The organism is Bordetella genomosp. 7, from assembly GCF_002261415.1.
GTDB lineage: Bacteria > Pseudomonadota > Gammaproteobacteria > Burkholderiales > Burkholderiaceae_B > Bordetella_A.
This window is the reverse complement of sequence record NZ_NEVI01000023.1, coordinates 54,976-73,911: the sequence shown is the minus strand read 5'-3', so window position 1 is coordinate 73,911 and position 18,936 is coordinate 54,976. Positions and strand designations below refer to the sequence as shown.

Genomic DNA, 18,936 nt, shown 5'->3' with positions numbered 1-18,936 from the left:
CCCGAAGAGTGCGATCTCATGCCTGCGTTTTTTGATGCACTGGAAACCCGCGCCCCTGAACAGCGCGAACGCGATCTGATGGCGGCGCTGCCCGCGGCGATCGAACGCGCGATGGCCGGCGCCCCGGCCATTGCGGAACAGCTGCGCGGCATTGACCCGCGCAGTGTGAATTCTCGCCAGGCGCTGGCCGATCTGCCGGTGCTGCGCAAGCACGAACTGCTCGAACGGCAGCAGCGCAGCCGCGCCGGCAGCGGCCCGGCGGGCGCCGCGAAGGCGTTTGGCGGATTTTCCAGCATAGGGTGGGGCCAGGCCGTGCGCGTATTTGCATCGCCGGGGCCCATCTACGAACCCGAAAGCGGGCGCGCCGACTACTGGCGTTTTGCCCGGGCCCTGTATGCGGCGGGTTTCCGGCCCGGCGAACTGGCGTACAACTGCTTTTCGTACCATTTCACGCCGGCCGGGTCGATGATGGAGACGGCCGCGCATGCAGTGGGCTGCGCGGTGTTCCCGGGCGGCACGGGGCAGACCGAACAGCAAGTGCGGGCAATTGCCGACCTGGCGCCCAGCGGCTACACCGGCACGCCCAGCTTTCTGAAGATCATTCTGGAAAAGGCCGACGAAATGGGTGTGCCCTTGCCGTCGTTGCGACGCGCGCTGGTGTCGGGCGAGGCCTTTCCGCCGTCGCTGCGCGACTGGCTGGCCGCGCGCGGCATCGAGGGCTACCAGGCCTACGGCAGCGCCGACCTGGGCATGATTGCGTTCGAAACCGAGGCCCGCGAAGGCCTGGTGGTAGGAGAAGATATCGTCCTGGAGATTGTGCGGCCCGGCACGGGGATACCGGTGCCCGACGGCGAAGTCGGTGAAGTGGTGGTCACCACCCTCAATCCAGACTACCCGCTGGTGCGGTTCGGCACCGGCGACTTGTCGGCGATCCTGCCGGGGCTGTCGCCCTGCGGGCGCACCAACATCCGCATCAAGGGCTGGGTGGGGCGCGCCGACCAGACCACCAAGGTGCGCGGCATGTTCGTGCATCCGTCGCAGGTTGCCGAAGTGCTGGCCCGTCACCCCGAAATCACGCGCGCGCGCCTGGTGGTAAGCGGGGAAACAGGCTCCGACCGCATGATGCTGCAGGCGGAATCGTCCGAGCAATCGGAAGCGCTGGCGCGCCGCGTCGCGGAATCGGTGCGCGACATCACCAAACTGCGCGCCGATGTGCAATGGGCGCTGCCCGGCACACTGCCCAACGACGGTAAAGTCATCGACGACGTACGTTCGTACGAATAGCGCGCGGCGCCAGCCTACAGCCCGTTATAAGCCAGCCGCAGCGCCAGCGCGGCCATGATCACGGCGATGCTGCCATCCAGCACGCGCCAGGCGCGCGGGTTGGCAAACCACGGTGCGAGCAGCCGCGAACCCAGGCCCAGGGCGGCCAGCCATACCAGGCTGGCAGTCAGCGCGCCGGCCGCAAAGGCCAGGCGGGCCTGGTCGAAGCTGTGGGCAAGCGACCCCACCACCATGATGTCGAGCCAGAAGTGCGGATTGAGCAGCGTGAAGCCGGCAGCCCCCAGCAACGCCGCCCGGCGCGACGGCACGGCCGCGCGCGCCGCCACCAGGCCGCCTTGCGGCCGCAGCGCGCGGCGGGCCGATTGCAGGGCATACCAGGCCAGGAAGGCGACGCCAAACCAAAGGATCGCCTGCGTCAGCCAAGGGAACCACGTTGCCAGCGCCTGCAGGCCCCATACGCTGGCAAAGATGAAAACCGCGTCCAGCGTGGCGCACAGCGCCAGCACGCTGAACAGGTGCGCGCGCATCAGGCCCTGGCGCAGAATAAACGCGCTTTGGGCGCCCACCACTGCAAACAGCCCCAGGCCGGTGGCGGTGCCACTGGCCCAGGCGGTCAGCAAAGTGGGAAGAGTCGCTACGCTAAACATGGAGTCACTGGCCCGAAATAACAGCGCCGCGGCGACCTGCCGCGGCTTTGAACTGAATTCTGGCTTGTATTGATGGTGAAATAAAGCTAATTTTGTTTAACCATATTAAGTAAAACTAAATCATGAAGTTCGACCACGACAGCCTGCGCGCGTTGGCCGCCGTAGTGCGCGAAGGCAGTTTCGAGCGGGCATCGGCCGCGCTGCACGTCACGCCTTCGGCGGTGTCGCAGCGCATCAAGGCGCTTGAAGCCCGTGTGGGCCGCCTGCTGGTGCAGCGCTCGGTGCCGGCCGTGGCCACGGCGGACGGCCAGGTGCTGGTGCAACTGGCAGAGCAGACGGCTCTGCTTGAACACGATGCGCTGGACCGCCTGGGGCTGCAGGGCGAAGATGTGCCGCACGCCAGCATTGCGGTAGCCGTCAACCACGACAGTCTGGAAACCTGGTTCATGGAGGCAGCCCGCTTGTTTGCCGTGAGCACCCGCGCCACCCTGGATATGCAATCCGAAGACCAGGACCACACCGCGGCGTTGCTGCGCAACGGCTCGGTGCTGGGCGCGGTGACGGCGCTGGGCGACCCTGTGCAGGGTTGTCGCATCCACGCGCTGGGCAGCATGCGCTATGTCGCGACCTGCACGCCGCAATTCCATGCGCGCTATTTTTCGCAGGGCGTCAGCGCCCGCACGCTGGCCAGCGCCCCGGTGCTGGTCTTCAATCGCAAAGACGCACTGCAGGCGCGTTTTGCGCGCAAGGTCATGGGCGACCAGCCGTGGCAGCCGCCGGTGTGGTGGTTGCCGTCGTCACGGGCCTTCGTGCAAGCGACGTTGGACGGCCTGGGCTGGACCATGAACCCTTTGCCGCTGATCAAGCATGAACTGGATTCCGGCCGCCTGGTGCCGCTGCGGGCGCGCGCCACCGAAGACGTGCCGCTGTACTGGCAGCACTGGCGGGTAAACTCGCAGGCTATGGAAGCCTTGACCCGGTCGGTCTTGGCGGCCGCCGGCAGCCTGGTCCGGCGGCGTTAACCCGCCGGCGCGGATGCGGGCCGGCAGTATCGGAGGTGCCTTACATGAAAATCCGTCAATGGGCGTTTGTCGCGGCGCTGGGTCTGTGCGCGGCCACCTCGGCCTGGGCCGGCGACTACAAGGTTGGCGAGATCGAGATCGACGACTTGTGGGTGCGTGCCAGCGCTCCGGGGCAGGTCAACGGAGCCGGATACATGGAAATCGACAACGATGCCAAGACGGCCGATCGCCTGGTGTCGGTGACGTCGGACGCGGCCGAACGCATCGAGCTGCACACCGTCGAAACCGAAAACGGCGTGGCGCGCATGCGCCACCTGCCCGACGGCATTGCCGTGCCGGCCGACGGCGAAGTCAAGCTGGCCCCGGGCGGCTACCACGTGATGTTCCTGAAGCTGAAGCAGCCCTTTGCCGAAGGCGCCGAGGTTCCCGCCACCCTGACGTTCCAGAACGCCGGCCAAGTGGCCGTCAAGTTCAAGGTCAAGCCCATCGGCCACAACGCCGGCATGCAGCACCATGGCGGACACATGAAGCATTAACACGCCCGCCGTGCGGGCGCATCGGTGTCAGGCACCTGCGGAGAACGCCGGCCAAGTGGCCGTCAAGTTCAAGGTCAAGCCCATCGGCCACAACGCCGGCATGCAGCACCATGGCGGACACATGAAGCATTAACACGCCCGCCGCGCGGGCGCATCGGTGTCAGGCACCTGCGGAGCCTGACACCCCCTTTCCAGGTGCCCGCTGGCTCAGGCGTCTCGCTGGCTCAGGTGTCTCGCGGGCTCAGGTGTCTGGCTCCCGCAGGGTGCCTGACACCACTTCCGTCCGCAAGATACCGCGGCCGCACCGCAACCCGAGCGTCAGCGCCCGCTGGCGCCGGGCGCGCGGGTTTCAGCCGGCCTGCCCGTAGTTACGCGCACCGAATATCGCGCTGCCGATGCGCACTTCGGTGGCGCCTTCTTCGATGGCGATCTCGAAATCGCCGCTCATGCCCATCGACAAGCGGTCGAGCTCCACGCCCGAGATCGCCTCCTGGCGCAGCTGCTCCTGCAGCATCCGCAGCGCGCGAAAGCAGGCGCGTACCGCTTGCGCATCGTCGGACTGCACTGCCATGGTCATCAGGCCCCGTACCCGCAGGGCGGGGCATTCGCTGGCCAACGTGCGCAGGAAAGCCGGCGCTTCTTCGGGCGGCAGGCCATGCTTGGACGGTTCGGGCGAGGTCTTCACCTGCACCAGCACGTCAAGTTGCCGGCCGGCCGCCTCCAGCCGCCGCTGCAGCGCGTGCGCCAGGTCCAGGCGGTCAAGCGACTGAACCTCGGCGGCGTCGCGCGCGGCGTCTTTGGCCTTGTTGGTCTGCAAGTGGCCGATCATGACCCATTGAATATCCAGGTCGGCCAGTTCCGGCGCCTTCTGGCGGATTTCCTGGGTTTTGTTCTCGCCGAACCGGCGCAGGCCCAGGGCGGCGGCTTCGCGTACAGCCTGCGGGGGGAACGTCTTGCTGACCGGCAACAGCGCCACGCTTCCCGCCGGCCGGCCCGCCCGGGCGCAGGCGGCATCGATGCGCTGCCGCACCTGCGCCACGCGGGCGGCCATTGTGTCTTCAGAATGCATGCTTGTGGGGGATATCACACAAAAACCTCATGATTATCGCGCGCCGCCCGCGCAGCACGTCTGCCGCCGCGCGCGCGCATTGACCCGCCTTGGGGGCGGCCATAGAATCAGCTGGCATTTGCCAATTGTTGCAGCTTATCTGCCGTCTCGCGGCCAGGCGCCGCGCCGATGCCCGTCATTCTTGCCGGCCCAGCCCAAACCATGTCTTTCGCAGCACCCAGCTACGCCTTCGCGGCGCCTTTCCAGACCCCCGCCGCTTCTCCCATCCGCTCGTTAATGGCGTATGCCATGCGCCCCGGCAGCATTTCCATGGCGGGCGGCTATCCGGCCCAGGAACTGTTCGACGTAGAAGGCCTCACCATCGCATCCACCCAGGTGCTGGCCCGACTGGGCGGCTGCCTGCAGTATTCCGACATCGATGGGCAAGCCAGCCTGAAGAACGAGTTGGCGCGCCTGAGCGCCGAACGCGGGGTCGTCTGCGATCCCGGCACCGAGCTGGCCGTGACCGGGGGGTCGCAACAGGCGCTGGCGCTGGTCAGCCGCGTCATGTTGCAGCCGGGCGACCACGCTTTTATCGAAAGCCCGGCGTTTCCCAATTCGGTGCAGGCGCTGCGCTATACCGGCGCCACCGTGCATCCCGTCGCGTCCGGTCCGCAGGGTATCGACCTGGAACAGCTCGACGAAATGGCCGGGCGCATCAGGCCCAAGATGGTATGCGTGGTGGCCTCGTTTTCCAATCCCTGCGGCGCCACGATCAGCCGCGAGCGGCGCCTGCGGCTGCTCGAACTGGCCGTCAAGCACCAGTTCCTGATCGTGGAAGACGACCCCTATGGCGAGCTGCGCTTTGCCGGTGAACACGTCCCGCCCATTGCCGCGCTGGCCGACGGCCAGGCGCGGCAATGGGCCGTGTATATCTCGACCATGTCCAAGACCATGGCGCCGTCGCTGCGCATCGGCTGGCTGGTGGCGCCGGCCGAAGTGCGGCGTCGTTGCGTCGGGGCCAAGGCTGCCGACGACATGGCCTCGTCGGCCTGGGTGCAGGAAATCGTGGCGCAGTACCTGGCCAACGGCCGTTACCACGAGCATGTGCCGCGCATCCGTGCAGCCTATGGCCTGCGCTGTGATGCGCTGGCGCAGGCATTGCACAAGCACCTGGACGGCCGCGTGACGTTCATCAAGCCCGAAGGCGGCATGTTCTTCTGGGCACGCCTGAATGGCCAGGCCGATGCCACCCGCCTGCTGCCGTACGCCATCGAGCAAGGGGTGGTATATGTGCCGGGCAAGGCGTTTTACGCCGACCCCGCGCAGGCCGACCCGCACGCCATGCGCCTGTCGTTTGCCACCATGAACGAAAGCCTGATCGCACAGGGCATCGAGCGCCTGGCGCGGGCGCTCGACGCTTGCGAAGCCAACGCGCCGGTATCGGTGTCGCTGGCGGCCTGAAGCCGCCGCGCCAGCCCCTAGCGCTTGCGGCGGTACAACAGCGAGATTTTCGCGAACGCGATCTGTAGTTCGCGGGTTCCGCCCTGAAATACGACCGGGCGGCCGCGCTGCGTGAACACGACCAGCCGCTTCGAGAACAGCAGGGGCACGAACTTGGCAAAGTGAATATCCTGCCAGGCGACCTCACGCCGGGTGATCCAGGTCTGGCGCAGGCCGGTTTCGTCGATGGTGGTGACAGACCTTTGCATGTGCCACGACACCAGCGTCAGGCCCAGGAAGCACAGCGCAACCGTCAGGGCCAGCACGGTGTTGACCTGCCCAGGCGGCAGGCGGATGGCCGAGGACACAATCTGCACCCCGATGATGGCCAGGATGATCCAGGCCAGGATGCGTACCCAGTCGGGCCAGGCCTGGCCTGACAGGGGCAGCGGGCCGATTTCGCGCAGCAGGGCTTCGCGTTCTTCGGCGGTAGGGGCAGCGTAGAGCGAACTCATCTGTCAGGGTTCCGGCGTTGCGGTCAGGCCGCGCGCTTGGCGGCTATGGCGTTGCCGGCGCGGCTGCCGCTCTTGCGGCTGAGGTGGGCCGACATCCATTGGCCTATGTCGACCACCGCGTCGAAATCAATGCCGGTTTCGATCCCCATGCCGCGCAGCATGTACAGCACGTCTTCGGTGGCCACGTTGCCGGTGGCGCCCTTGGCATACGGGCAGCCGCCCAGCCCGGCGACCGAGGTGTGGAAGATGCTGACGCCGGCTTCGAGCGCGGCCAGGATGTTGGCCAGGGCCTGCCCATAGGTGTCATGGAAATGGCCGGCCACGCGGCCGGGGTCGACCACCTGCGTTACCGCGTCCATGACTTCGCGCACGCGTTGCGGCGTGCCCACGCCGATGGTGTCGGCCACATCGATTTCATCGCATCCCAGCGCCACGTAGCGGCGCGCCACGTCTACTACCGCCGACACCGGCACTTCGCCCTGGTAGGGGCATCCCAGCGAGCAACTGATGCTGCCGCGCAGCCGCAGTCCGGCATCGCGGGCGGCCTGGGCCACGGGCTCGAAGCGCGCGATCGACTCGGCGATGGAACAGTTGATGTTCTTCTGCGAAAACGCTTCGCTGGCCGCGCCGAAGATCACTACTTCGTCGGCCTTGGCTGCCAGGGCGCCCTCGAAGCCTTTCAGGTTGGGCGTGAGCACCGAATAAATCACGCCAGGCTTGCGCTGGATGCGCGCCATGACATCGGCGGCGTCCGCCATTTGCGGTACCCACTTGGGCGATACGAACGAGGTGGCCTCGACATTGGGAAACCCCGCAGCAGTGAGGCGGTCGACAAGTTCCACCTTGATATCGGTGGGGATGATCTCTTTTTCGTTCTGCAGGCCGTCGCGGGGCGAAACCTCGACGATCTTGACGCGGGTGGGCAGCGGCATGTCTCTTCCTGTGTGTGCAAGCGCGCCCGGTGGGCGTCGACTGCGATAATCATAATCGCAGCCGGCGGCTATTTCAGGCGCTGGAACCGTCCCCCGTCAAGGCGGGCGACATGGCCCGCGAGCTCAAGCTCGAGCAATTGGGCGTTCAGCGTCGCGATATCCAGCCCTGTCCGGGCCTGCAGCGCATCCAGATGCAGCGGATCAAAGCCCAGGGCGCGCAGCAGCGGTGGTTCGTGGGACGCAGTGGCGGGCGCTGGTGCCTGGTCCGGCGTGGCAACGCCCGACGCTTTGGCGCGGCCGGCGCGCATGGGGGCGCCCAGTTCGTCGGTAATGTCCTGGGCCGTCTCAACCAGCTTGGCGCCCTGCCGTATCAGGGCATGGCAGCCACGCGACAGGGGCGAATGGATGGAACCGGGGATGGCGAACACTTCGCGACCGCTTTCACCCGCCAGCCGGGCGGTGATCAGCGAGCCGCTCTGGCGCGCAGCCTCGACCACCAGTACCCCGCGCGCAAGCCCGGCCACCAGCCGGTTGCGGCGGGGAAAGTGATGCGGCAGCGGGCCCATGCCCAGGGGCAATTCGGACACCAGGGCGCCGTGCGCGGCGACCTGGTGCGCCAGGTCTCGATGGCGGGCGGGGTAGACGCGGTCGACGCCCGTGCCCATGACCGCCACCGTGCCGGCGCCTTGCGGGCCGGCCTGCAGGGCGCCTTCGTGGGCGGCCGCGTCTATGCCCTGCGCCAGGCCGCTGACCACGCACCATCCATGGCCGGCCAGATGCCGTGCGAACGCGCGCGCGTTGTCGCAGCCACCGGGCGTGGCGCTGCGCGCGCCCACCACGGCCAGCGCCGGCTGGGCAAGGCGCGCGGGGTCGCCGGTTACATATAGCAGGACGGGCGGGTCCGCGATCGTGAGCAGGCTCTGGGGATAGGCCGGGTCGGCCAGCGTCAGCACATGGTGGCCGGGCTCGTCGGCCCATTGCAGGGTGCGGTCGATCTGCTCTTGCATGGCGGCCGGCGCCGGCGCGGCCAGCTGGCGCGCCAGGTCCTGGGGCACGTGGCGCGCCAGGGCGGCTGCGCCCAGCGAGTAGATGTGCTCGGGCAGGCCCACCGCAGACAGCAGCGGATAGGCGCTGGCGGGGCCCAGCCCCGGTTCGAGCGACAGGCGCAGCCAGGCGGATAACTCGTCGTGGGTATGCGTAAGCGGCATAGGTTCGGCAATGGGCCTGGCAAGGGTCCGGTAGTGTCGCACAGGCTCTTTGCTGCGGTTGCGCCGGCGCGACCAAAACGGCCTTGCGCGCACCGGGGCCAATGTGCGTATTAGCCGGAATCTATTAGATATCAAGCCCCTGATGAATTATCATTACATTGTCTGCTGAATTGCCAGCCCCCTCATTCGTACGCCATGGCTTTGCTTCCCATCCTTCATTATCCCGATCCGCGCCTGCACAAAAAGGCCAAGCCGGTGGCGGTAGTGGACGACCGCATCCGCCAACTGGTGCGCGACATGGCCGACACCATGTATGAAGCGCCCGGCGTGGGCCTGGCGGCCACTCAGGTCGATGTGCACGAGCGCGTCGTCGTCATCGATGTCTCGGAAGACGGCGACGAGCTGCGTGTGCTGATCAACCCCGAAATCACCTGGAAAAGCGACGAGCGCCAGACATACGAAGAAGGCTGCCTGTCGGTGCCCGGCATCTACGACCAGGTCGAACGGGCGGCCCGCATCCGTTACCGCGCGCTGGACATCGACGGCAAGCCGTACGAGGCCGAGGCCGATGGCCTGCTGGCGGTATGTGTGCAGCACGAGCTCGATCACCTCGACGGCAAGGTGTTTGTCGAGTATTTGTCCAACCTGAAGCAGAACCGCATCAAGACCAAGCTCAAGAAAGCCGAGCGCGAAGCGCTGCGGGCCTGATCCCATGCGCCTGGTCTTTGCCGGAACGCCCGAATTCGCGCGCGTGGCGCTTCAGGCCCTGCTGGCCGCGGGCCACGACGTCCCCCTGGTGCTGACTCAGCCCGACCGGCCTGCCGGGCGCGGCCTGAAACTGACGCCCAGCCCGGTCAAGCAGGCCGCCCTGGACGCGGGCATCCCGGTGGCGCAACCGCGCAGCCTGCGCCTTGACGGCCGCTACCCCGAAGACGCTGCGCAAGCTCAGGCGCAATTGCAGGACGCCGCGCCCGAAGTCATGGTGGTGGCGGCCTATGGCCTCATCCTGCCGGACTGGACGCTGGCGCTGCCGCCGCGGGGGTGCCTCAACATCCATGCAAGCCTGCTGCCGCGCTGGCGAGGCGCCGCGCCCATCCAGCGCGCCATCGAGGCGGGCGATACCGTAACGGGCGTGACCATCATGCAGATGGACCATGGGCTCGACACCGGCGACATGCTGCTGGAACATCGCGTGCCCATCGGGGCCGAAGACACGGCCGCGCAGCTGCACGACGCGCTGGCAGCGGCGGGGGCGCAAGCCATCGTGCAGGCGCTGCGCGCCCTGGAAGCGGGAAATCTGCCCGCCCGGCCGCAGCCGGCCGAAGGCGTGACTTATGCCGCCAAGCTCGACAAGGCCGAGGCCGTGCTCGATTTAAACCTGCCGGCCGCCATACTGGCGCGCCGCGTGCGCGCCTTCAACCCCGTGCCGGGCGCGACGCTGCGCCTGCCGGGGTTGGCGGACCCCGTGAAGGTGTGGCGAGCGCAGCCGCTGCAAGCGTCGGTGGCCGCAGCCCCCGGCACCGTGCTGCGCGCCGGGCCCGACGGAATCGACATCGCCACGGGCGACGGCATCCTGCGCGTGCTCGAACTGCAAAAGGCCGGCGGCAAACGCCAGCCGGCCGATGTCTTCGTGCGCGGCTGGCAGCCAGAAGTCTGATGATTGGTGTCTGACACCCTACGGGAGTCAGACACCTGTTCCCGTTAGACACCGGTTCTCCGCGATGCCCCCGGTGCTGCGGTGGTGCTACGGTGTCTGACTCCCGCAGGGTGTCAGACACCAGTTCTCCGCGTGCTCGAACTGCAAAAGGCGGGCGGCAAACGCCAGCCGGCCGATGTCTTCGCGCGCGGCTGGCAGCCAGAAACCTGATGATTGGTGTCTGACACCCTACGGGAGTCAGACACCTGTTCACCTGTTCCCGTTAGACACCGGTTCTCCGCGACGCCCCCGGTGCTACGGTGTCTGACTCCCGCAGGGTGTCAGACACCACGCTCAGCCTGCGAGCGCGCCCACGAGTTCGGCGGGGCTGTTGACGAGGATGTCCGGCGCATGGCTGCGCAGGGCCTGGGCGTGGTTGTAGCCCCAGCTTACGGCGGCGACCTGCACGCCGGCCTTGCGCGCGGCATCGATGTCGCGCATTTCGTCGCCCACCAGCACACAGCGCTGCGGCGCGACGCGATGCCGGGCAAGCAGGCGTTTCAGCTTGGCCGCCTTGCCGAACATGTCGGCGCCGCATTCAAAATCGTCGAACCATTCGGTGGCGCGCGGCCCCAGCACACGCTGCACGTTGGCCGCGGAGTTCGAACTCAACACCACCAGGCGCAGGCCGGCGGCGCGCAGCCCGGTCAGCGCCTCGGGGATGCCGTCGAACACCTGCACATTGGGGTCGACGTCGCGCATCAGCTGGCGCACGTGCGCCATGATGGCCGGCATTTTCCACAAAGGGATGCCCAGGATCTTCAGGATGTCGTGCGCGCCGCGATGGCGCAGCTGCTCGCGTTCGGCGGGCCCCGCCTTGCGAAATCCGTACTTGTCGGCCACGCCATCCAGTATGGATTCGAACCAGGGCAGGGTGTCGGCCAGTGTGCCGTCGAAGTCAAAAGCGGCCAGGTCGTATTTCAAGCCGTGCCGTCCAGCGGGTAGGCATCGCGGTCGGCGCGCCGGATCCAGTGCATGACAGGCGCCAGGGCCTCGATGGGCGGCGCGCTGTTGACGAGGTTGCGCGCATCGATCCAGGGGTAGGGCAGCGAGGCCAGCCAGCCGAAAATCTGCGCCTCGGTGTCGGGCGGCAGGCTCAGCATGGTTTCAATGGTGATGGTCAGCTTGCGCGCCAGGTGCGGCGCGGCCTGGAATTCCCAGTCATAGCTGCCGCAGCCGATGCGCACGCGCCCGGTGTTTTTTTCCGTCATGCCCACGAACCAGTCGCAGGCGTATTCGGTAAGCACGGCGTGCTCGCCCGGATGGGCAAGGTAGAACGTAAAGACGTTTTCGTAGGTCTGCCCGAAGGTGCGCACCAGCGCTTCGGTAATGGCGTCAAGGCCGCGCGCTTCGGGCGGAAAGGCGATGGCCGGCGTACGCAGCGTCATCTTCAGCACCGCATCGCTGGCGAAGGCGCGCGCCATGTACAGCGGGCGGTTCTCGTCCTTGGCGCGCAGATAGTTGCGCATCAGGGCGGCGGTCGTGGTGGGGATGGCGGAGGGCATGGCGGAATACGCGATGGTGAGGGGTATTATCAGTGTTCGCCCCGTTCGATCCATTTGGATACGGTGGGCGGTTTATAAGAAGCGTAGCGGTCCAGCAAAGCGGCCGGCCGATCTTCCACGAACAGCATGGCGCGGTGCTCGGCGCGCATGAATGCCTGTTGCACGGCGTGATCCAGGAACCCGGCCAACTGGTCGTAATAGCCCGCAATGTTCAACAGGCCGCACGGCTTCTGGTGCATGCCCAACTGCGCCCAGGTCCAGGTTTCGAAAATTTCTTCGAGTGTGCCCGCGCCGCCGGGCAGCGCCACGAAGGCGTCGGCGCGTTCGGCCATCATCGTCTTGCGTTCGTGCATGGACGCCACGACATGCAGTTCGGTCAGGCCGGGGTGGCCCAGTTCTTTGCGCATCAGGGGCTCGGGAATCACCCCGATGACGCGGCCGCCCTCGGCCATGACGGTGTCGGCCACGATGCCCATGATGCCTACGCTTGCGCCGCCATACACCAGGCCAATGTCGCGCCGCACCAGCTCGCGGGCCAGTTCGCGCGCGCCTTCGGCGTAGTCGGGCAGGCTGCCAGGGTTGGAGCCGCAGTACACGCAGACATTGTTCAGCTTCATAAGACCACAGACACGTTACAAATCACCGCGCCGCAACCGGCGCCAACGGTAACTAGTTTACGCAACTTGGCGGCAGTGCCCGGCCAAGGGGCGCCGTTTGGACACCGCGCGGGCACGGGCTGGCCGATACATTGCCCCGCAGGGACCAGCTGATGCCGCGAGCCTCGGACCAGGCCTGAACCGGGCGTCTGTGCCGGCGCCTTCAGGCGAACCCCGCCGACCCTGTGTCAGCCGGGGGCGCCAAGCCGGGGGCGCCAAGCCGGGGGCGCCGAGCCGGGAGCGCCAAGCTGGGGGCGCCGAGCTGGGGCCGACCGGGCTGGGACAGGGGCGGGTCAGATCGCGTCGCCGTACAGGTCGTATTCGTCCGCGTCGGTGACGCGCACGCGGACCATGGTGCCCGGGCTGAGCGGCCTCTCGGATTTCACGTACACGTTGCCGTCGATCTCGGGCGCATCGGCGCTGGAGCGGCCCACGGTGCCTTCGTCGGTGGCTTCGTCGATCAGCACGTCGATTTCGCGGCCGATACGGGCTTGCAGGCGGGCCGCCGAAATCTGCTGCTGGTGTTCCATGAAGCGTTCCCAGCGTTCCTGCTTGACCTCGTCAGGCACCGCGCCGTCCAGCGCGTTGGCGGGCGCGCCTTGCACCGGCGAATACTGGAAACAGCCGACGCGGTCGAGCTGGGCTTCGCTCATCCAGTCGAGCAGGTACTGGAAATCTTCTTCGGTTTCGCCCGGAAAACCTACGATGAACGTCGAGCGCAGCGTCAGGTCGGGGCATTCCTGGCGCCAGCGCTGGATGCGCGCCAGGGTTTTGTCTTCGAATGCGGGCCGCTTCATGGCCTTGAGCACTTTCGGGCTCGCATGCTGGAATGGAATGTCCAGGTACGGCAGGATCTTGCCCTGCGCCATCAGCGGAATCACTTCGTCCACGTGGGGATACGGATAGACGTAATGCAGGCGGGTCCACACGCCCAGTTCCGACAGCGCGGCGCACAGCTCGGTCATGCGCGTCTTGACCGGGCGGCCGTTCCAGAAGCCGCTGCGGTATTTCACGTCCACGCCATAGGCGCTGGTGTCTTGCGAGATCACCAGCAGTTCCTTGACGCCCGCCTTGACCAGGCGTTCCGCTTCGCTCAGCACGTCGCCCACCGGCCGGCTGACCAGGTCGCCGCGCATCGACGGAATAATGCAGAAGCTGCAGCGGTGGTTACAGCCTTCCGAAATCTTCAGATAGGCATAATGGCGCGGGGTGAGCTTGATGCCTTGCGGCGGCACCAGGTCAATGTACGGATCGTGGGTCGTCTTGGGCGGCGCCGCGTCATGCACCGCGCGCACCACTTGCTCGTACTGCTGCGGCCCCGTTACGGCCAGCACGCTGGGATGTACGTCGCGGATGGCCGACTCATCCACGCCCATGCAGCCGGTGACGATGACCTTGCCGTTCTCGGCCAGCGCTTCGCCGATGGCTTCAAGCGATTCGGCCTTGGCGCTGTCGATGAAGCCACAGGTGTTCACGACCACGACATCGGCGCCGTCGTACTTGGGCGTGATCTGGTAGCCCTCGGTGCGCAGCTGCGTCAGGATGCGTTCGGAATCGACCAGGGCCTTGGGGCAGCCCAGGCTGACGAACCCCACTTTGGGAGCGGGTTTCTTGGATTGTGTGGAGTTTGCGGGGATTTTCATATGGGCTTCCGTGTGTGGCCCGGACCGAGCGAAAAGGGGTGCCCAGAATTGCGAAGCCAAACGCGGGATTTTAGCTGGTCGCAGCCTTCTCGGAAGTACTGGCGCGGCCGCGCCGCTTTATCGGGCGCGAACCCCCAGTTCGTGGAATAGGTTCGCGGCCGGTTTTCCACGCAGGGCTACCTAAGGCGTTGCCGACCCTGCCAGTTCATCAAGCAGGCTGCGCCGCACGACACTCGTCAGGTGGCTGCGTTTTTCGCTTTCGAACAAGCCCATGGCGCGCTGCGCCCGTGGATCGTCGAAGCGCCGCACACTGAGGCGTTCATCGCTTTCCCAGGACGCGTTGCGGGGCATGGGCACGATAGTTACGCCTATGTCTTGCTCGGCCAGTTCGACTATCGTGCGCAACGAGTTCATTTCGAGGGTGTCGCGCACTTGCAGGCGCTGGCGCCGCATGAAGCGCTCGACCAGCGCGCCGGTATGCGTGCTGAGCGCCGGTTGCAAGAAGAGACGCTTTTGCAGCAGGTCTTTCACGCTGCGTCCTTGCGCGGCGCGGCGGTTCGCTACAAACACCAGCGGCTCGGAATAGAGCGGCGTCCAGGTGGTGCCCGCCGGAATGCGGTGTGAGTTTTTCACTGCCAGCACGGCGTCCAGCTTGCCTTCTTTGACGCGCATGGACAGGTCGCCCGAATAATTGTTTTCAAGGTGGACGCGTAGCTTTGGGTGCGAGACGCGCAGCGCCAGCACCGTGCGTGCCAGCAGGGCCATCGAGGTGGCGACCGCCCCCACCGAGATGGCGCCCACCACTTCGTGGTGGCCTTCGTCGTCGTTGCGCATTTCGTCGTACTGGCTCAGCAACGCTTCGGCTTTGGGCAGCAGGCGATGCCCGCGTTCATTCAGCGCCACGATCTTGCCGGTGCGGTCGAACAGCTCTTGCCCCAGATCGGTCTCTAGCGCACGCATCTGCAGGCTGACAGCCGTCGGGGTCAGCGCCACGCGCTCTGACGCGGCGGAAAACGAGCCGCTGCGCGCGACGGCCACAAAGGTGCGGAAGAACCGGATCGAGCTCATTGGAAATCGATAGATAAGTTTTTCTTCGATTAGTTTAAATAAATTTTAATTTTACTTATCTGTTGCAATGGCCGACAGTGGCGCCTTGGTCTTTGACCAGCCCGCAATAAGAAACCAGGTGGCATGCCTGCCGGTTTTCTGCCACCAATCGGAGACTCGCGACTCATGCTTCGCTTCGTCATGACCCGGGTGGGGATGGCGCTGCCGACACTTTTGATTGTGTCGGTATCCGTGTTCGTCCTGATCCGGCTGATTCCCGGAGACCCTGCCCAGCTGCTGCTGGGCGATCTGGCCGACCCGGCCGCGCTGGAAGATATGCGTCGCCGCATGGGCCTCGACCAGACCTGGCTGCAGCAATTCATTATCTGGTTCGGCCATCTGCTGCAGGGTGACTTGGGCCAGTCGATCAGCACCGGCGAAAGCGTGCTGAACCTGGTCTGGAGCCGTTTTCTGGTCAGTGCGCAGGTCGTGGTGGCGGCGGTTCTGCTTGCCGCGCTGGTTGCCGTGCCGGCCGGCATTATCGCGGCCTGGCGCCAGAACAGCGCGCTGGATCTGGTGATGGTAGGAGCGGCAACGCTGCTGGTGTCGATTCCCACGTTCTGGCTGGGCTTGCTGCTGCTTTTGTTTTTCGGGCTGAAGCTGTCATGGCTGCCGGTGGTGGGCTACGTCTCGTTCGGGCAGGACGCCCGCGCGGCGGCGCTATATCTGATCATGCCGATCCTGACCTTGTTTCTGCACGAAATCGGCGTGCTGATGCGGATGGCGCGTGCCAGCGCGCTGGAAGTGCTACGGCTGGATTACGTCACACACGCGCGCGCCAAGGGGCTCAGCGAGCGCGTCGTCCTGATGCGGCATGTTTTCAAGAACTCGTTCGGCCCGACCTGGACGTTGATAGGCCTGGTGCTCGGCAACTTGCTGGGCGGCATTGCGGTGGTCGAGACCGTGTTCACCATTCCCGGGCTGGGCCGGCTGCTGGTCGATTCGATCTATTCCCGCGATTACCCCGTCATTCAGGGCTGTTTGCTGTTCGTGGCGGTGGTGTACGTTGTGGTCAATCTGGTGATCGACCTTCTTTATCCTGTCTTCGACCCGCGGGTAACCGCAGAATGACTATGCCCAATCTTACGACGACACAGCCCGCGGGCGCGGTCCCCGCGCCGGCCAGGCGGCGCAAGCTGGCTCCCAACGCGCTTCTCGGCGGCATTCTGATCGGCATTCTGTTGGTCGCCGCGCTGCTCGGAGCCGTATGGACGCCGTATGATCCCCTGGCCATCAATTTCACGGCACGCCTGAAGGCCCCGGGAGGCCAGTATTGGCTGGGAACCGACGAATTCGGGCGGGACGTGCTCTCGCGGCTGATGGCCGGGGCGTCCACCAGCGTATGGATCAGCGTGCTGACGGTAGGTTTCGCGGTCGTGATCGGCACCTCGGTGGGCGTGCTGACGGGTTTCCTGCGCGGCTGGACTGACCGTATCGTCATGGCCTTCAATAACGCGCTGCTGGCATTTCCGGGCCTGTTGCTGGCCCTGGCCTTGCTGGCTGTGGTGGGCGCCAACAAATACGGCATCGTCCTGGCCCTGGGGCTGGCCTATGCCCCTTCGGTGACCCGCATCGTGCGTGGGGCGGTGCTGTCGCTGCGCGAACGGGAATTCATCGAATCGTCGCGAGTGCTGGGAAATTCCGAGTACTACACGATGCTGCACCACGTGCTGCCCAACTGTATAGCGCCGCTGACGGTGCTGGCCACTTCGATGTTCGGCTGGGTCATTCTGGCTGAAAGCGCGCTGTCATTTCTGGGGCTGGGCGTGCCGCCCCCCGCGCCCACCTGGGGCAACATGCTGGCCTCGGCGCGGCCATTCATGGCGCAGGCCGCGTATTTGAGCGTTCTGCCCGGGTTGTGTATTGCGCTAACGCTGCTGGGGATCAATCTGCTGGGCGATGCAATTCGCGATCGCCTGGATCCGCGCATGCGCGGCGGGGACCATTGAGATGGCCGCAACCAGTCACGGATCGGTAAATATGGGCAATAGCGAATTGCAGCGCGGCGTAAAAGGCGCCGGCAAGCTGGTCGAGGTGCGCGACCTGACACTTACGGTGGGCCGCCATGGGCGCGAGATCGTCAAGCAGGTGTCATTCGACGTCGCGCCGGGCGAGATGGTGGGCATTGTCGGAGAGTCTGGCAGCGGCAAGACGCAGGCGGCCCGGGCCATACTGGGCTTGACCCCGCCGCCGCTGGTACGTGCGGGCGGCGCCATCCTGTTCGAGGGGCAGGACCTGACGCACGCCAGCCAGGCGCAATTGCGGCAATTGCGTGGCGCGCGCATCGGCATGGTGTTCCAGGAACCCATGACTTCGCTCAACCCGTCTATGACCATCGGGCGTCAGCTAGATGAGGGCCTGGCCCTGCATCGCAAAGACCTGAACGCAAGCAGGCGGCGGACGCTGATTCTCGACATGCTTACTCGAGTGGGAATCCGCGACCCTCAGGCCGCACTGACGGCCTGGCCGCATGAGTTCTCGGGCGGCATGCGCCAGCGCATGATGCTGGCGGCCGTGATGCTGCTCGAGCCTGCCCTGTTGGTGGCGGATGAACCCACCACGGCGCTCGACGCGGTGGTGCAGCGCGACGTACTTGAACTGATGGTGGAGCTGACCCGGGCCCGCAATACGGCGGTGCTGATGATCAGCCATGACCTCGCCATGGTGGCCCGCTATACCGAGCGGGTGGTAGTGATGCGCAACGGCGAAGCGGTAGAACGCGGCACCACGCAAGACCTGCTTGCCCGTCCCCAGCATCCCTATACGCAGCGCCTGCTCGCCGCGATGCCGCGGCGTGGCGAAGCGCGCGCGGTTCCTGACGCGGCGCCCCTGGTGTCTGTCAGCAAGCTGGTTGTGGAGTATCCGGGGCGGCAGCGACTTTTGCGGCGCACGGCGCCCAAGCGGGCGCTGCACGGCATCGATATCGAGATCCGGCCCGGCGAAGTGGTGGCGGTGGTGGGCGGCTCGGGCTCCGGCAAGACCACCCTGGGCCGCGCCATTGCCGGATTGATCCAGCCTAGCTCCGGAACCATCATGTTCCGCGGCCGTTCCATCGAGCAGTCGGATGCGGGCTGGAAAGACTACCGGTTGAACTGCCAGATGGTGTTCCAGGACCCTTATTCATCGCTCAACCCCCGGATGACCATCGGCGAGCTGGTGGGCGAAGGGCTGCGCCAGATGCCGCAGCTGGGCCGGCAGGACCGCCTGGCCAGGGTGGCAGAGGTGTTGCGCGAGGTAGGGCTGGACGAGAACTATGCGCGCCGCTTTCCGCACGAGTTGTCGGGCGGGCAGCGCCAGCGGGTGGCCATTGCGCGCGCGGTGGTGCGGCGCCCTGCTTTCGTGATTGCCGACGAGCCGGTTTCGGCCCTGGATGTCACGGTGCGGGCGCAAGTGCTGGAGCTGTTCGCGCAGTTGCAGCGCAAGCACGGGTTCTCGTGTCTGTTCATCAGCCACGACCTGAGCGTGGTCGAACAGGTGGCCGACCGTGTCGTCGTGATGCAGGACGGGCGCATCGTCGAAGAAGGGACACGCGATGCCATCTTCGACCATCCGCGCGAATCCTATACCCGCCGCCTGCTGTCGGCTATTCCCGCGCTGGATGCCAATGACGCGGGCGGGGTGCGGCTGCGCTGGCGGTTTGACGATACCGCGGCCCAGCCCGGTTAGAGGCGCACCCCGCGGCTCGCGCCAGGCC

The 18,936-nt window shown here is 66.2% G+C and carries 19 protein-coding genes and 1 pseudogene; 10 read left to right on the top strand and 10 right to left on the bottom strand.

Translation table 11 applies throughout. From position 1 onward, the window contains the following. Positions 1-18: 18 nt before the first annotated feature. Complete coding sequence (locus CAL18_RS17250; protein ID WP_026639759.1) at positions 19-1,284, top strand: phenylacetate--CoA ligase family protein; 1,266 nt, start codon at positions 19-21, stop codon at positions 1,282-1,284. A gap of 14 nt (positions 1,285-1,298) precedes the next feature. Here the strand turns inward: CAL18_RS17250 and CAL18_RS17245 are convergent, their stop codons facing one another. Then, the gene (locus tag CAL18_RS17245) at positions 1,299-1,931 is read right to left on the bottom strand and encodes a LysE/ArgO family amino acid transporter (protein ID WP_094797536.1); all 633 of its coding nucleotides are present in this window, start codon (positions 1,929-1,931) and stop codon (positions 1,299-1,301) included. Positions 1,932-2,053: 122 nt separating this feature from the next. Here CAL18_RS17245 and CAL18_RS17240 point away from each other — a divergent pair, with 122 nt between their 5' ends. The 3 genes and pseudogenes from CAL18_RS17240 to CAL18_RS20065 all read left to right on the top strand — a co-directional run. Next, on the top strand, positions 2,054-2,953 hold the full coding sequence (locus CAL18_RS17240) for a LysR family transcriptional regulator ArgP (RefSeq protein WP_026639757.1): 900 nt from the start codon (positions 2,054-2,056) through the stop codon (positions 2,951-2,953). Positions 2,954-2,997: 44 nt separating this feature from the next. Then, positions 2,998-3,489: a copper chaperone PCu(A)C gene (locus CAL18_RS17235; RefSeq protein ID WP_026639756.1), complete on the top strand. Its 492-nt coding sequence runs from the start codon at positions 2,998-3,000 to the stop codon at positions 3,487-3,489. A 40-nt stretch (positions 3,490-3,529) separates the two neighbouring features. Further along, positions 3,530-3,622, top strand: a pseudogene (locus tag CAL18_RS20065) (copper chaperone PCu(A)C); the annotation flags it as partial. A gap of 216 nt (positions 3,623-3,838) precedes the next feature. Here CAL18_RS20065 and CAL18_RS17230 read toward each other — a convergent pair. Further along, a complete protein-coding gene (locus tag CAL18_RS17230; protein WP_094797535.1) occupies positions 3,839-4,558 on the bottom strand; it encodes a YggS family pyridoxal phosphate-dependent enzyme in 720 nt (239 codons plus the stop codon). Positions 4,559-4,759: 201 nt separating this feature from the next. On the opposite strand from CAL18_RS17230, the gene CAL18_RS17225 reads away from it, so the two are divergent. Beyond that, positions 4,760-6,001, top strand: a complete 1,242-nt coding sequence (locus CAL18_RS17225) for a PLP-dependent aminotransferase family protein (RefSeq protein ID WP_026639754.1) — start codon at positions 4,760-4,762, stop codon at positions 5,999-6,001. A 17-nt stretch (positions 6,002-6,018) separates the two neighbouring features. Here CAL18_RS17225 and CAL18_RS17220 read toward each other — a convergent pair whose 3' ends face one another. The 3 genes from CAL18_RS17220 to dprA all read right to left on the bottom strand — a co-directional run bounded on the left by CAL18_RS17220 (position 6,019) and on the right by dprA (position 8,635). Then, positions 6,019-6,495, bottom strand: coding sequence for a membrane protein (locus CAL18_RS17220; protein WP_026639753.1), 477 nt, complete (start codon positions 6,493-6,495; stop codon positions 6,019-6,021). 23 nt (positions 6,496-6,518) lie between these two features. After that, positions 6,519-7,427: a hydroxymethylglutaryl-CoA lyase gene (locus tag CAL18_RS17215; RefSeq protein WP_094797534.1), complete on the bottom strand. Its 909-nt coding sequence runs from the start codon at positions 7,425-7,427 to the stop codon at positions 6,519-6,521. 68 nt (positions 7,428-7,495) lie between these two features. Continuing rightward, a complete protein-coding gene (gene dprA / locus CAL18_RS17210) occupies positions 7,496-8,635 on the bottom strand; it encodes a DNA-processing protein DprA (RefSeq protein WP_094797533.1) in 1,140 nt (379 codons plus the stop codon). A 195-nt stretch (positions 8,636-8,830) separates the two neighbouring features. Between dprA and def the strand changes: the two genes are divergently transcribed. Both def and fmt read left to right on the top strand, forming a co-directional pair. After that, entirely contained in the window at positions 8,831-9,343 is a 513-nt protein-coding gene (gene def / locus CAL18_RS17205; protein ID WP_094797532.1) for a peptide deformylase, read from the top strand. A 4-nt stretch (positions 9,344-9,347) separates the two neighbouring features. After that, complete coding sequence (gene fmt / locus CAL18_RS17200; RefSeq protein ID WP_094797531.1) at positions 9,348-10,292, top strand: methionyl-tRNA formyltransferase; 945 nt, start codon at positions 9,348-9,350, stop codon at positions 10,290-10,292. A gap of 333 nt (positions 10,293-10,625) precedes the next feature. Here the strand turns inward: fmt and CAL18_RS17195 are convergent, their stop codons facing one another. From CAL18_RS17195 to CAL18_RS17175, 5 genes are all read right to left on the bottom strand, one after another. Further along, the gene (locus CAL18_RS17195) at positions 10,626-11,255 is read right to left on the bottom strand and encodes an HAD-IA family hydrolase (protein ID WP_094797530.1); all 630 of its coding nucleotides are present in this window, start codon (positions 11,253-11,255) and stop codon (positions 10,626-10,628) included. Beyond that, positions 11,252-11,836: a hypothetical protein gene (locus CAL18_RS17190; protein ID WP_094797529.1), complete on the bottom strand. Its 585-nt coding sequence runs from the start codon at positions 11,834-11,836 to the stop codon at positions 11,252-11,254. Before CAL18_RS17190 ends, CAL18_RS17195 begins: the two co-directional genes overlap by 4 nt. A 29-nt stretch (positions 11,837-11,865) precedes the next feature. Then, positions 11,866-12,453, bottom strand: a complete 588-nt coding sequence (locus CAL18_RS17185; RefSeq protein WP_026639746.1) for a TIGR00730 family Rossman fold protein — start codon at positions 12,451-12,453, stop codon at positions 11,866-11,868. 332 nt (positions 12,454-12,785) lie between these two features. Then, complete coding sequence (gene rimO, locus CAL18_RS17180; protein ID WP_094818403.1) at positions 12,786-14,135, bottom strand: 30S ribosomal protein S12 methylthiotransferase RimO; 1,350 nt, start codon at positions 14,133-14,135, stop codon at positions 12,786-12,788. Between the two features lie 180 nt (positions 14,136-14,315). Beyond that, a complete protein-coding gene (locus tag CAL18_RS17175) occupies positions 14,316-15,203 on the bottom strand; it encodes a LysR family transcriptional regulator (RefSeq protein ID WP_026639743.1) in 888 nt (295 codons plus the stop codon). A gap of 165 nt (positions 15,204-15,368) precedes the next feature. On the opposite strand from CAL18_RS17175, the gene CAL18_RS17170 reads away from it, so the two are divergent. From CAL18_RS17170 to CAL18_RS17160, 3 genes are read left to right on the top strand one after another with little or no spacing between them, the layout of a single operon-like run. After that, the gene (locus tag CAL18_RS17170) at positions 15,369-16,313 is read left to right on the top strand and encodes an ABC transporter permease (RefSeq protein WP_026639742.1); all 945 of its coding nucleotides are present in this window, start codon (positions 15,369-15,371) and stop codon (positions 16,311-16,313) included. A 2-nt stretch (positions 16,314-16,315) separates the two neighbouring features. Continuing rightward, positions 16,316-17,191: an ABC transporter permease gene (locus CAL18_RS17165; RefSeq protein WP_094818402.1), complete on the top strand. Its 876-nt coding sequence runs from the start codon at positions 16,316-16,318 to the stop codon at positions 17,189-17,191. 31 nt (positions 17,192-17,222) lie between these two features. Continuing rightward, positions 17,223-18,908 carry an ABC transporter ATP-binding protein gene (locus CAL18_RS17160; protein WP_051423768.1) on the top strand — a complete coding sequence of 562 codons (1,686 nt, stop codon included), beginning with the start codon at positions 17,223-17,225 and terminating at the stop codon, positions 18,906-18,908. Positions 18,909-18,936 lie beyond the last annotated feature (28 nt).